Genomic DNA, 12,629 nt, shown 5'->3' on the forward strand with positions numbered 1-12,629 from the left:
CGTGTCGGTGTCGCTCGGTAGAGTCATGGCGTGCTCCGAGCGACAACCCGGCTGTCCCGCGCGGCCCATGTGGCCCGCGCGGCCCACGTGCCCACGTACGTGCTCGTCGTGCTGCTCGCCGCCTCCGGGATCTCGATCCTGGAACTCGTGCGGGAGCAGACCGGCACCCCCGGGTTCTTCGTCGGCCTCGGCCTGGCCCTGCTGCCGGTGGCGCCGCTCATGGCGGCGTTCCGGTGGGTGGGCCGGGCCGCGCCGCATCCGTGGAGGCAACTGCTCTTCTGCTTCGGCTGGGGAGCGTGTGCGGCGGCGCTGATCGCCATACTGGCCAACAGTTTCGCCACCGAGTGGATAGCCGCGGCCACGGCCGATCCCTCCGACGCCGACCAGCTCGGCTCGGTGGCCATCGCGCCGGTGGTCGAGGAGAGCGCCAAGGCGGCCGCCCTGCTGCTGGTGTTCCTGTTCCGAAGACGCCAGTTCACCGGCCCCGCCGACGGTTTCGTGGTGGCCGGCTTCACCGCAACGGGCTTCGCCTTCACCGAGAACATCCTCTACCTCGGCAACGCCTTCGACGAGGACGCGGAGAACGGCACCGCCGTGCTGAACTCCGTCACGGCGGCGACCTTCTTCGTCCGCGGCATCATGTCGCCGTTCGCGCATCCGCTGTTCACGGTGTTCACCGGCCTGGGTTTCGGCGCGGCCGCGCTCTGCGTCCACCGCGTGCGCCGGGCCGGGCTGCCGCTGCTCGGACTCGCCTCGGCGATGGGGCTGCACGCACTGTGGAACAGCTCGTCGGACCTCGGGGAGTCCGGCTTCTACACGGTCTACGGGTGCGTGATGGTCCCCCTGTTCGGGCTGCTGGCGTGGCTGGCCGTGTGGATACGGCGCCGGCGCCTGCGGGCCGTCGCCGGGGAGCTCGCGGTGTACGCGGCCGCCGGCTGGCTGGGCCCTGCCGAGGTCCCCGCGCTGGTGTCGATGCCGGCGCGGTCACTGGCCCGCGAGCTGGCCCGGAGCACGGGCGGCCGCCCGGCCGGGCGCGCGGTGGCCCGGTACGAGGCCGACGCGGCGGCCCTCGCCCTGCTGCGCCACCGGGTGCGCAGCGGGGGTCCGGCCCGCGAGCCCGACTTCGCCGGCCGGGAGCGGGAGTTGCTGCACCGGCTCTGGCTGCGCCGCGCCACGGCGGGACCGGCCCTGTCCCGGGCGGCGGTCCTGGAGGAGCTGCTGCCGCCCTGGTTCGACCCGCTGGGGCACCGGGTCCCTATGGAGCGGCCCGCGCCGGCCGGCGTACCGGCTCCGCGGCACCATCGCGGACTCCGGTCGCCTAGACGTTCAGACCCCGTGCCGTCAGCCATGTCAGCGGGTCCACCGTAGCGCCGCCTTCGCGGACTTCGAGGTGGAGGTGGGGGCCGGTGACGTTGCCCGTGGCGCCGACCCGGCCGATGGTGTCGCCCGCGGCGACCGAGCCGCCGGTGACCGACATCGAGGACAGGTGGCAGTACCAGACCTCGGTGCCGTCGGCCAGTTCCAGCACGATCCGGTAGCCGTACGCGCCGGACCAGCCGGCGGAAGTGATCTTGCCGCTGCCGACGGCCTTGACGGGGGTACCGGTCGGGGCGGCGAAGTCGAGGCCGGTGTGGTGGCCGGAGGACCACATCGAGCCGGAGTCCCCGTAGTGCGAGGTGAGCGTGTAGGCCGAGGTGGGCAGGGCGTAGCCGCCGGCCGCCTTGATGGCGGCCTCCCTGGCCTTGGCCTCCGCTGCCGCCCTGGCCTCCTGCGCCTCGCGCTCCTCCTTGGCCGCCTGCTCGGCCGCCGCCGCCTCGGCCGCCTGGCGCGCACGCTCCTGGGCCTCGCGGGCCTCCTTGGCGGCGGCCTCCTGGGCGACCCGCTGCGACTCGGCCTGCTCCTGGGCGGCGGCCGCCTCCTGCTGGGACTCGGCCTGCTGGAGGATGCGGCTGCGCAGCAGCTCGCCCGCGTCGGCGCGGCGGTCGGCCTGCCGCGGGAAGATCCCGGTCCGGGCCGGGGCGGCGTCCGCGTCCGCCTGCGGCGTCTCGGCGGCGGCGTCGTCGGCGTCGTCCTCGCCGCCCAGTACGCCGGGCAGTGAGGGCATGGAGGGCAGGGATATGGCGACCTGGGGCCGGTCCTGCGCGGTGGCGATGCCGCTCGCGCCGACCGCCGCGATGACACCGACGCCGAGGACGGTGGACGAACGGGCGAGTCCCCCGCGCTGCTTGAGTACGCGGTGCTTGCCGCGCGGCGGTCGCGCCGAGTCCTCCGTGGGGTTCCACTCGCCCCAGGCGCCGGCGGTGGGCGGCTCCTGGACTTCGATGCCTTCAGGGGCAGGCGAGTTGGAGGCCACCGGGGCACACTCCTCATGGACACGCACGCGCACGGCGCCGTCTCTTGCGACGGCTGGGACGACCGCGCTGCGTTATCGAACGGTAATAGAAGAAGGGGAGTGATTCCAAGCAGTTGCGATTGATCGTTAACGACAATCAGCCACCCACCGCACAGCCCTGGCCAGGACTTTTACCCCACTCAGGGATCAACTCGGGCAAAAATTGGCCGACTCGCCCACCCCTCCCGCCACATCTTGATATTGACGGTCCATCAGCAACCTTGCTGAGCGCGCCCACACGATTACGCTCCGTCCCCTCTCGGGACCACCGGGACCGTCCGCCGCCGCTCCGGCTGCCCCTCACCCGGCCGGGCCACCGCCAGTAGGGCCATGTCGTCGGTCGCCCCGCCGCCCGTGTGGTGGCGCACGTCGCTGCCGAGCGCGCTCAGCAGTTCGTCGGGTCCGGGGAAGACCCGACCGCGCAGCCGGGCCGCCGGATCGTAGAAGATCCCGGCCCCGTCCCGGGCCTCGGTCAGCCCGTCCGTGTAGAGGAGCAGCGTGGCCCCCGCCGGGAACTCCCACTCCTGCGCCCGGTCCGGCCAGCCGCCGAGGTCGCCCATGCCGAGCGGCAGCGCCGGGTCGACGGGGACCAGCTCCACCAGGCCCCCGTCCGCGTACAGCAGCAGCGGCTCGGGGTGGCCCCGGTTGACGAGGCGCAGCACGCCCGCGCCCGGCGGGATCTCCCCGAGCACGCACGTCGTGAAGCCCTCCACCGCGTCCAGGGCGTCACGCCGGGTGCCCTCGCGGGCCAGCGCCCGCTCCAGCCGCTGCGCCACCCCCTCCAGGGTGGGTTCGCTCTCCGCCGCCTCCCGGAACGCCCCGAGGACCACGGCGACGGCCTCGACCGCCCCGAGCCCCTTGCCCCGTACGTCGCCCACCGCGAGGCGGACCCCGTACGGAGTGTCCTGGACGGCGTACAGGTCGCCGCCGATGAAGGCGTCCGCCTCCGCGGCCTCGTAGCTGGCGCTGACGTGCAGGCCCGCGATGCGCTCGGCGGGCGACGGCAGTACGGCGCGCTGCGCGGCCTCGGCGATCCCGCGTACCGAGGCGAGCTGCTCGGTGCCGCGCCGCACCACGATGTTGATCAGTGCGGCCAGCCCGGAGACGGTCAGGACGGTGGCCAGCTCGGTGAGGGCCTCCGCCTTCCAGGTGGTGCCGCTGTAGACCTGCAGCAGGATCACGGCGAGCGTGGCCAGCACCCCGGTCAGCACCGTCCAGCGGAGCGTGAACAGCGGGGCGGCTACCAGCGGGGCCGCGGAGAAGAAGGGCGAGCCCGTGAAGCTGGGCGGGGTCATGACGTTGAAGGCGGCGCCGAGCGCGATCAGGGTGACGGGGACCGTTCTGACGATCCGGCGGACCACGGGGCTGCCTGCGACCGCGCCGAACACGCGCTCGCCCCTGCCCTGCCGGCCCAGCCGCGCCACGCTGCTCTCCTGCCGCCCGGTCCCTCGCACGGGTGCGGGCCCGCCGCCGCCTCGCCCCCCAAGGCTGGCCGCCACAGGGCTCGTACGGCCACCCGGACAGGACCGTTCGGGTGAGGGGAGGGCGCCGGGGAGCACACCGGGGCCGCCGCCGGGGCCGCCGGCATACGACGAAGGCCCGGTTCCCCAAGGAGAACCGGGCCTTCGTACTGAGTAGCGGGGGCAGGATTTGAACCTACGACCTCTGGGTTATGAGCCCAGCGAGCTACCGAGCTGCTCCACCCCGCGTCGGTAAACCCAACTCTACGCCATCCGGGGGGAGGGCTCCGCCAATTAACGTCCACACCACCCTGGCGATGGGTATCGCCGCAGGTCAGAGCCGTAAAACCGGGGTTTCGGGCCCGTCCGCACGCGGCCGGGGCGCCGGTGGCGCGGGAACCGGGAACGGAGCGGGAGGGGTTCGGGAACCGCCGCCGGGAGTCTGTGACCAGTCGAAGGCCTGCCGACCGGGAGGCCGAGGAGAAGGGGTCCCCGTGGCGAAGATCGTTCTGATGTCCGGCAGCACGCGCCGAGACTCGGTGAACACCGCAGTGCTGGCGACCGTGCGCCACATCCTGGAGGGTCTGCCCGGCGAGCACGAGGCCGTGTCGCTCTCCGTCGCGGAACTGCCGTTCTACGAGGCCTCCCTGGAGCAGGCCGACGGTTCGGCGGCGGTGCGCGGGGCCAAGGAGCTGGTCGCCGGCGCGGACGCGCTGTTCATCAGCACCCCCTCCTACAACGGCGAGATGCCCGGCGCGCTGAAGAACGCGCTGGACTGGCTGTCCCGGCCGGGCGGCCAGAGCCCGCTGAGCGGCAAGGTCACGGCCGTGGCCAGCGCCTCCCCCGGAGCGCGCGGCGGGCTCGACGCCCAGCCCGGTCTGGTCGGCGTACTGCGCCGCTGCGGCGCGCAGCTCGTCGAGCACGAGCCGGTCGCCGTCGGCGGCGCCGGCGCACTGGCCGTCGAGGACGGGCGCTACACCGACCCGGAGCTCGTGGGCCGCCTCGAGGGCCTGACCCTCGCCGTACTCGCCGAGGCCTCCGGGCTCACCGCCGTCGGCGACCGCGCCGAGGCGCTCGTCTGATGCCCGCCGACCGGCCCGGGCTGCTCCGGATCATGAAGGAGGACCTGGAGGTGGTGGTGGCCCGCGATCCTTCGATCCGCAGCCGCCGCGAGGCCCTGCTGCACGCGGCGCTGCCCGCGCTGTGGGCCCACAGGATCGCGCACCGGCTGCACCGGCGCGGGCTGCGGATGACCGCGCGGGCCGTCGCCTGGTACGCCCGGCGCGCCACCGCCGTGGAGATCCACCCCGGTGCGGTGCTCGGACGGCGGGTGTTCATCGACCACGGCGCGGCCGTGGTGATCGGCGAGACCGCGGTCGTCGGCGACGACGTGACCATCTACCACCAGGTGACGCTCGGCGCGGTCGGCTGGTGGAGCGACAACGACCGGGCCGACGGGGAGCGCCGCCACCCGGTGGTGGGCCACGACGTCGTGCTCGGTACGAACGCCACCGTGCTCGGGCCCGTCACCATCGGCGAGCACGCCGTCATCGGAGCCCAGGCCCTGGTGAACAAGGACGTGCCCCCGGGAGCGCGGGTGCTGGCCGCCACCGCCGTGATCAAGGCGGTCGGCGCGGAGCCGCAGCCCATGGAGGACCTGTACGCGACGACCGCCTCGGCCGGGTCCTGGTAGGGCCCGTCCGCACCGCAGGGACCGCGGCCCCGTAGAGCCACTCCGCACCGTAGAGCCCCTCCGCGCCGACTCCCGCGGAACCCGCGGATCCCCCGCGAAGACTTCACCGGCGTACGGCTGACCCGTACGACCCGCCACCCGAACACGCAGCCGTACGACCCGACTTGTGAGGAACCAGACGTGGAAAGCCGTGAGATGCGCCCCATCGCCGACAGCATCGAGGACCTGGTCGGTTCGACCCCGCTGATCCGCCTGCGCTTCGAGGACACCGCCCCGGGCACCGAGGTGCTGGCCAAGCTGGAGTCGGCCAACCCGATGTCCAGCAGCAAGGACCGGGCCGCCCTGTACATGCTGCGGGCGGCCGAGCTGCGGGGCGATCTGACGCCCGGCAACGGCACCGTCATCGAGGCGACGTCCGGCAACACGGGCATCTCGCTGGCCGCGTTCTCCGCCGCCCGCGGCTACCGCTGCGTCATCGTGCTGCCCGACAGCGCCACGCAGGAGCGGGTCTCCCTGCTCAAGGCGCTAGGCGCGGAGATCGTGCAGACCCCGCGCGAGGCGGGGTACCCCGGCGCCATCGCCAAGGCCGAGGAGCTGCACGCGGCGACCCCCGGCTCCTGGTTCCCCTGCCAGCACGAGAACCCCGACAACGTGAAGGCCCACTACGAGACCACCGGCCCGGAGATCTGGACCGACACGGCCGGCCGCATCGACGTCCTGGTCTGCGGCGTGGGCACCGGCGGGACCCTGACCGGCGCCGCGAGGTACCTGAAGGAGCAGGACCCGACGATCCGCGTCGTCGCGGTCGAGCCGGAGAACTCGCCCGTGCTCTCCCGGGGCGTCGGCGGCCTGCACCGGATTCCCGGTCTCAACGGCGGCTTCGTCGCCCCCACCACGGATGTCGAGCTGATCGACCACGTGGTCACCGTGTCCGACGAGGACGCGATGACCGCCGCCCGTGCGCTCGCCCGCCGCCAGGGCATCTTCGTCGGGGTCTCCTCCGGCGCCGTCGCCCACGCCTGCGCCCAGCTGGCCGCGCACCCGGACTACATCGGCGCCTCGATCGTCACGGTCCTGCCCGACACCGGCGAGCGCTACCTCAGCCTCTGGGACGAGAACGGCGTCCCCACGGCGCGGCCCGCCGCCGAGCCGGTCGTCCAGCCGGTCGCCCTGACCGCCAAGTCCTGACCCCCACCCTCCTCTCCCCCCACTCCGCAAAGGAACCCCGACATGCCGGTGATCACCGTCGACTGGTGGCAGGGCAACGACCGTGCCCAGCGCGCCGAGCTCGTCCGCGAACTGACCGAGACCGCCTCCCGCGTCGCCCACTGCCCGCCCGAGGCCGTGACCGTGATCGTCCGGGACGTGGAGCCGGCGTACTGGGGCAAGGGCGGCGCCCTCGCCGACGAGCTCCTCGGCGGATCCGACGCGGACGCGGACGGCGCGAGCGGCGCGCACGACGGAGCCGGGGCGTGAACTTCCGCGAGCTGCACCCGAACATCAAGCTGCGGCTCGGCGTCGGATTCGTGCAGCGGCTGCTCGGCATCATGCTGATGCCGCTGATGGTCATCCACCTGGCCTCGCTGTACGGCGCGGCGACGGCCGGCGTGCTCACCCTGGCCGTGGCGGTCGCCGGCATCGCCAGCAACTTCCTCGGCGGCCACCTCGCCGACGTCCACGGCCGCAAGCCCCTGATGGTCGCGGGCGAGGTCGGGGCGACCCTCACCTTCGGGCTGCTCGCCCTCGCCAACTCGCCCTGGTGGCAGTCGGGAGCGGCGACCTTCGTCCTCTTCCTGCTCAACACCTGTCTCGCGAGCGCCGCCACGCCGGCCGCCGACGCGATGATGATCGACGTCTCCACCCCGGAGAACCGCACGCTCGTCTACACGGTCAACTACTGGTCGATCAACATGGCGTTCACCGTCGGCGCCCTGATCGGCGGCTTCTTCTACGGTGACCACTTCGCCCTGCTGCTGACCGCGGCGGCCGCGCTGTCCGCGGTGACCACCCTGGTCACCTGGTGGTGGATCGCCGAGAGCGCCCCGCAGTACGCCAAGGCCCAGGCGGCCGGCGTCCCGGCCATGCTCCGCGGCTACCTCGCGGTCTCCCGGGACCGGGTGTTCCTGCGGCTGATGGTCGCGGCGACCCTCACCCGGGCCGTCGAGGTGCAGATCGGCTACTACATCGCCGTACGGCTCGCGGACGAGTTCCCCGAGCAGGCGCTCGCCGGCCTGGAGCGCTGGTTCCCGGCGGTCGACGGGGTCGCGATGCTCGGCATCCTGCGCGCGGTCAACACCGCCCTGGTCGTCGTCTTCGCCCTGTTCGCGGGCAGCATGTTCCGCCGCCTGTCCGAGCGGGTCCAGCTGTACGCGGGCGTGGCCGTCTTCACCGCCGGCTACATGGTCCTCGCCGTCAGCAACAGCGGCTGGATCCTGATCGCCGCCGCCGTCCTGATGACCCTCGGCGAGATCGCGAACGTGCCGGTCAAGCAGGGCCTCCTGGCCGACCTCGTGGACCCGGCGGCCCGCACCAAGTACCTGGCCGCCTACGGCCTCAACGCCCGCGTCGGGCTGCTCGTCGGTTCGCTGTGCGTGAGCGTCGGAGCCTTCGTCTCCCCGCTCGGCATGAGCCTGCTCTACGGGGCCTTCGGCCTCGGCGCCATCCTCATATACCGCTCCCTGCTGCCGCTGCGCGAGGCCCGCCGGGCCGCCGGACAGGAGCCCGGCGGCCGGCAGGACGACACCGCCGAGCAGCAGGACCCCGCGGCCGCGGAGGCGGCCCGCCCGGCCGGCCCGCCCGCCGCCCGGCCCGCCCAGAACGGAGCCCCGTCATGACCCACGCCCGCAGCACCGCCGGCCGGCTCCTGATGGTGATGCCGTACGAGCAGCTCGTCCGCAAGGCCGTCGAGGCCGGCTTCCGGGTCTGGTCGATCTGGGACCCGAAGCTCCGTACGGCCGCCTACCTCGACAAGGTCGCCGAGCACTCGGAGCAGGTGGCGCTGGTCGACTTCGAGGACGAGGCCGCGCTGCGGGCCCTGGTGGCCCGCGTCGCCGCGGAGTACGAGGTGGACCACGTCCTGCACCTGGGCAGCGAGTCCAGCATGGCCCCGGTGCTCGCCGAGGCCGAGGCCCTCGGCCTGTCGCCGAACCGCGCGGAGTCCGTCCGGCTGCTCAACGACAAGAACGCGATGCGCCGCCTGCTCAACCGCAACGGCGTCTCCGTGGTCCGCGCCCGGGAAGCGGCGCTGCTCGCCGAAGTGGAGCCGCTGCTCGCGGAGTTCGGACTGCCGGCGGTCGTCAAGCCGGCCAACTCGGCGGGCAGCCGCGGCATCGCGCTGGTCCGTACGGCCGCGGACCTCGCGGAGTGGACCGAGCGGGTCGAGGCGGCCGGTATCGAAGGCCCCTTCGTCATCGAGGACTTCCTCGACGGCCCGGAGTTCAGCGTCGAGACGCTGACCGTCGACGGCATGCACGAGGTCGTCGGGATCACCGCGAAGCAGACCAGCGGGCCGCCCCGGTTCATCGAGACCGGGCACGTCCACCCGGCCCCGCTCGACCCGGGCGACGAGGGTGCGATCCGCTCCACCGTCACCGCCCTGCTCGACCTCGCGGGCTACGAGTTCGGCCCGGCGCACACCGAGGTGATCCTCACCCCGGCCGGGCCGCGCATCGTGGAGTCCCAGGCCCGCCTGGGCGGCGACCGGATCCCGCTGCTCGTGGAGGTCGCCACCGGCTTCGACCTGGAGGCGGCGATCTTCCGGGCACTGGCCGGTGAGGACGTCAAGGTGCCCGCGCCCCACCGGTACGCCTCCATCGGCTACTTCCGGCTGCCCGCCGGTCCGCTGGAGTCCGTCGGGGGGCTGGCCGAGCTGGGCGCCCTGGAGCACGTGCACGCCGTGCACTTCCCGTACGGGCCGGGCGACGTCCTGCCGCACACCACCGACTCCGGCAGCCGCCACGGCTACGCCGTCGTCGACGGCGCGAGCCCCGCCGAGGCCGCCGAGCGCATCGCCTCGGCCCGCGCCGCGCTGCGCACCACGACCGCCCCCGCCCCCGCCCCCGCCCCGAAGGAGGCCCTGCGATGACCGCTCCGACCGCGACCGACCCGACCGCTCCGACCGCTCCGACCACCGGTACCGCCCCGGCCGCCGGGGACCGGACCATGCTGCTCGTCGGCGGCACGGACCAGCACCTCGAACGCGCCAAGGCCCTGGGCGTGCGCGTCGTGCTGATCCAGCACCCCGACAAGATCAACGCCTTCCAGACCGGTCTGGCCGACGCCCTCCTGATGGTCGACTACACCGACTGGGCCACCGTACGGCCGCTCGCCGAGGCCGCCCGCGAGGTCTGGGGGTTCGACGCCGTCGTCTCCCTCACCGAGGGCGGACTGGACACGGCGGCCCGGCTGAGGGAGCACTTCGGCTTCCCGGGCACCCGTCCCGAGGTGAGCCGCCGACTGCGCGACAAGTACCTGATGCGGCGGCACCTGGCCGACCGGGGCAAGCTGGCCATGCACTGGGACCGGGTCACCGACCGGGGGTCCCTGGAGGACTTCGCCCGCCGGGCGGGCTTCCCCTTCATCGTCAAGCCCACCGACGCGACGGCGAGCTTCGGCCTGATCCGGGTCGGCGGCGCGGGCGACCTGGACGCCGTCTGGGAGCGGATCGAGGAGCTGCGCGGCCGGCGCACGGACCGCGGCTCGACCCTCTTCACGGTGCGCGAGTTCCTGATGGAGTCCTACCTCGACGGGCCCGAGTTCAGCGTGGAGGCCTTCAGCTTCGGCGGCCGCCACGTGGTGGTCGCGGTGACCGAGAAGCTCGTCGACGACACCCACTTCGCGGAGCTGGGCCACGCCCTGCCCGCCCGGCTTGCGCCGGACGCGCACGCGCGGGTCACCGCGGCGGTCGCCGACTTCCTCGACACCATGGGCGTGAGCGACGGGCCCAGCCACACCGAGCTGCGCCTCGGCTCCCGCGGCCCCGTCGTCATCGAGTCGCACAACCGGGTCGGCGGCGGTCACATCAACGAGCTGGTCGAGGCGGCGTACGGGATCGACCTGATCGGGTACGGGGTGGCCTGGCCGATGGGCCTGGCCGAGGAGCTGGCCGGGCCCCCGGCGGCCCGCGCCGCCGCCTGCACCCGCTTCGTGCTCCGCGATCCCGGGACGGTCACGGCCGTGTCGGGCGTGGAGGAGGTCGCGGCCCGCGCCGACGTGCTGGCCGTGGAGGTCTCCGTACGCCCCGGTGATCCGGTCCGCCCGCTGCGGGACAACTGGGACCGGCTCGGCTTCGCCGCCGTCACCGCGGCCGACACCGACGCCGCGATCGCCCTCTGCGAGCGGCTGACCGGCGAGATCCGCATCGACGTGACCCCCCACGGCGCGGCCGTGGACCCGTACGACATGGAGGTGGCGGCATGACCGCGCTCGTACTGCACCGGTTCCCGCTCGGCCCCTTCCCGTACGACCGGTGGCTGGCCGATCTGGACGGCGGCGTCGTGATGATCGCGGCCCGCGACAAGATCGAGGCGGCCGGCGAGCAGGTCCCGGCGGGTCCCGGCGGCTACCGCCACCTGGAGGTCGTCGACACCTTCGACGACGAGGAGCTCCTCGACCGCCTCGCCCGCGACCTGGCCCACGAGTACCGGGTCACCCGTGTCATCGCGCACCACGAGGCCGATCTGATCCGGGCGGCCGCCCTGCGGGAGGAGTTCGGCCTGCCCGGTCAGCTGCCCGCCGAGGTGCTGCCCTTCCGGGACAAGGTCCTGATGAAGCGGAAGCTGGCGGCGGCGGGCATCGCGGTCGCCCCGCACACCGTGCCGGGGACGGCGGACGCCGTACGGGCCTTCGCCGCCGAGCACGGCCTGCCGCTGGTCTTCAAGGCCCGCGACGGCTTCGGCTCCATCGGGCTGCGGATCGTGGGCACCGGACAGGAGCTCGAGGAGCGGCTCGCCGAGGACTTCGCGCCCGGCGCGGCCCCCCGCGAGGACCTGCTGCTGGAGGCGTACGTCCCGGGCCGGATGTGCCACGTCGACGGGGTGGTCGCGGGCGGCCGTACGGTCATGGCCTGGCCCTCGCAGTACCAGTACGACCTGTCCTCGTTCCAGGCCGACGGCGGCGCCCGGGTGGACCTCACCCTGGACCCCTCGGACCCGCTGACCCCGCGTCTGCTGGAACTCGCGGAGGTGGCGCTCGGGGCGCTGGGCGGACCGGCGGACTACGCCTTCCACGCCGAGGTGTTCCACACGCCCGACGACCGCCTCGTCGTCTGCGAGGTCGCGGCCCGCCCGGCGGGCGCGCGCATCCGGGACGTGCTGACGGCGGTCTTCGGGGTGCACCCGGTGGAGCTGGCGTCCCGGGCGCACGCGGGACTGCGGCTGCCGGCCCTGAAGGAGGCCGGGGACGGGTGGGAACGGCTGGAGCCGGTCCGCATGGCGGGCCAGGTCCTGATGATGAGGCGGCCGGGAACGGTGCGCGGCATTCCGCTCACCCCGGAGGAGCCGTGGGTGGAGTTCTACGGTGTCTTCGCGGAGCCGGGCGAGGTGCTCGCCGAGGCCGCCATCTCCTCGGACTTCCTGGCGGCGGCGGTGCTGTCGGCGCCGAGCCGGGAGGAGTGCGAGCGCAGGCTGCGGGCCCTGGGGACGCGTTTCGAGACAGAGATAGTGATCGATTGAGCCAATGCCCCGGATCGGGGCCCGACACCGTGCCCAACAAGCGGACAGAGCCTGGTTCTTGATCCGTTCCCGCTGTAGCGTCCGACGTCGGTAACAGAGAGGGAACCGTTGGGGAACGGTTCCGGAGAACCTCTGTGTTGTCGAAAGCAGCACGCACAGCAGCACGGAACCAATGGGGCGGGGAACACACATGCGCAGCAAGCTGGCCGGAATCGTCGGGGTCATCACACTGGGTCTGACGGCCGTACTGGGCGCGACCACCGATCTGGGCTGGGACTTCACGGACCAGCCCCACATCCAGGCGGACACCCACGGTCCGGGTAGCCCCGCCCCCGCCCCGGCCGCCCGCATCTGAACACCGGGCCACCGGCCCGCGCCCACGGAGGCCCGCCCCTTGACCGGGGCGGGCCTCC

General features: G+C 73.6%; 12 protein-coding genes and 1 tRNA gene. 10 read left to right on the forward strand and 3 right to left on the reverse strand.

The features are described 5' to 3' along the window. Positions 1–30: 30 nt before the first annotated feature. Positions 31–1,368, forward strand: a complete 1,338-nt coding sequence (locus tag J7F03_RS00060) for a PrsW family intramembrane metalloprotease (protein WP_214946529.1) — start codon at positions 31–33, stop codon at positions 1,366–1,368. On the opposite strand, the gene J7F03_RS00065 is transcribed toward J7F03_RS00060, so the two are convergent. The 3 genes from J7F03_RS00065 to J7F03_RS00075 form a co-directional block, all read right to left on the reverse strand. Beyond that, the gene (locus tag J7F03_RS00065; RefSeq protein ID WP_214946530.1) at positions 1,319–2,353 is read right to left on the reverse strand and encodes a M23 family metallopeptidase; all 1,035 of its coding nucleotides are present in this window, start codon (positions 2,351–2,353) and stop codon (positions 1,319–1,321) included. The genes J7F03_RS00060 and J7F03_RS00065 overlap by 50 nt on opposite strands. Before the next feature lie 281 nt (positions 2,354–2,634). Continuing rightward, the gene (locus J7F03_RS00070) at positions 2,635–3,816 is read right to left on the reverse strand and encodes a PP2C family protein-serine/threonine phosphatase (protein ID WP_374104245.1); all 1,182 of its coding nucleotides are present in this window, start codon (positions 3,814–3,816) and stop codon (positions 2,635–2,637) included. Positions 3,817–4,027: 211 nt separating this feature from the next. Beyond that, positions 4,028–4,101: transfer RNA gene (locus tag J7F03_RS00075), tRNA-Met, on the reverse strand. Between the two features lie 245 nt (positions 4,102–4,346). Here J7F03_RS00075 and J7F03_RS00080 point away from each other — a divergent pair. The 9 genes from J7F03_RS00080 to J7F03_RS00120 all read left to right on the forward strand — a co-directional run bounded on the left by J7F03_RS00080 (position 4,347) and on the right by J7F03_RS00120 (position 12,571). Continuing rightward, positions 4,347–4,934 (forward strand): NADPH-dependent FMN reductase, encoded by a 588-nt coding sequence (locus J7F03_RS00080; RefSeq protein WP_214946531.1) that lies wholly within the window; start codon positions 4,347–4,349, stop codon positions 4,932–4,934. Beyond that, complete coding sequence (epsC, locus tag J7F03_RS00085; RefSeq protein ID WP_214946532.1) at positions 4,934–5,545, forward strand: serine O-acetyltransferase EpsC; 612 nt, start codon at positions 4,934–4,936, stop codon at positions 5,543–5,545. Before J7F03_RS00080 ends, epsC begins: the two co-directional genes overlap by 1 nt. 195 nt (positions 5,546–5,740) lie before the next feature. After that, positions 5,741–6,733: a PLP-dependent cysteine synthase family protein gene (locus J7F03_RS00090; protein WP_214946629.1), complete on the forward strand. Its 993-nt coding sequence runs from the start codon at positions 5,741–5,743 to the stop codon at positions 6,731–6,733. Between the two features lie 42 nt (positions 6,734–6,775). Continuing rightward, positions 6,776–7,021 (forward strand): 4-oxalocrotonate tautomerase family protein, encoded by a 246-nt coding sequence (locus J7F03_RS00095; RefSeq protein ID WP_214946533.1) that lies wholly within the window; start codon positions 6,776–6,778, stop codon positions 7,019–7,021. Continuing rightward, positions 7,018–8,379, forward strand: coding sequence for an MFS transporter (locus J7F03_RS00100; RefSeq protein ID WP_214946534.1), 1,362 nt, complete (start codon positions 7,018–7,020; stop codon positions 8,377–8,379). The genes J7F03_RS00095 and J7F03_RS00100 overlap by 4 nt, the downstream gene beginning before the upstream one ends. Further along, on the forward strand, positions 8,376–9,629 hold the full coding sequence (locus J7F03_RS00105; protein WP_214946535.1) for an ATP-grasp domain-containing protein: 1,254 nt from the start codon (positions 8,376–8,378) through the stop codon (positions 9,627–9,629). The genes J7F03_RS00100 and J7F03_RS00105 overlap by 4 nt, the downstream gene beginning before the upstream one ends. Next, on the forward strand, positions 9,626–10,963 hold the full coding sequence (locus tag J7F03_RS00110; protein ID WP_251071192.1) for an ATP-grasp domain-containing protein: 1,338 nt from the start codon (positions 9,626–9,628) through the stop codon (positions 10,961–10,963). The genes J7F03_RS00105 and J7F03_RS00110 overlap by 4 nt, the downstream gene beginning before the upstream one ends. Beyond that, entirely contained in the window at positions 10,960–12,216 is a 1,257-nt protein-coding gene (locus tag J7F03_RS00115) for a hypothetical protein (protein ID WP_214946536.1), read from the forward strand. Before J7F03_RS00110 ends, J7F03_RS00115 begins: the two co-directional genes overlap by 4 nt. 190 nt (positions 12,217–12,406) lie before the next feature. Beyond that, a complete protein-coding gene (locus tag J7F03_RS00120) occupies positions 12,407–12,571 on the forward strand; it encodes a hypothetical protein (RefSeq protein ID WP_214946537.1) in 165 nt (54 codons plus the stop codon). Positions 12,572–12,629 lie beyond the last annotated feature (58 nt).

It is taken from the genome of Streptomyces sp. ISL-43 (assembly GCF_018614195.1).
Taxonomy (GTDB): domain Bacteria; phylum Actinomycetota; class Actinomycetes; order Streptomycetales; family Streptomycetaceae; genus Streptomyces.

What these genes read in the sequence shown, in the direction of transcription:
- epsC (WP_214946532.1), top strand. Translation starts at nt 4,934, where the DNA reads ATGCCCGCCGACCGGCCCGGGCTGCTCCGGATCATGAAGGAGGACCTG.
- J7F03_RS00090 (WP_214946629.1), top strand. Translation starts at nt 5,741, where the DNA reads ATGCGCCCCATCGCCGACAGCATCGAGGACCTGGTCGGTTCGACCCCG.
- J7F03_RS00095 (WP_214946533.1), top strand. Translation starts at nt 6,776, where the DNA reads ATGCCGGTGATCACCGTCGACTGGTGGCAGGGCAACGACCGTGCCCAG.
- J7F03_RS00105 (WP_214946535.1), top strand. Translation starts at nt 8,376, where the DNA reads ATGACCCACGCCCGCAGCACCGCCGGCCGGCTCCTGATGGTGATGCCG.
- J7F03_RS00110 (WP_251071192.1), top strand. Translation starts at nt 9,626, where the DNA reads ATGACCGCTCCGACCGCGACCGACCCGACCGCTCCGACCGCTCCGACC.
- J7F03_RS00115 (WP_214946536.1), top strand. Translation starts at nt 10,960, where the DNA reads ATGACCGCGCTCGTACTGCACCGGTTCCCGCTCGGCCCCTTCCCGTAC.
- J7F03_RS00120 (WP_214946537.1), top strand. Translation starts at nt 12,407, where the DNA reads ATGCGCAGCAAGCTGGCCGGAATCGTCGGGGTCATCACACTGGGTCTG.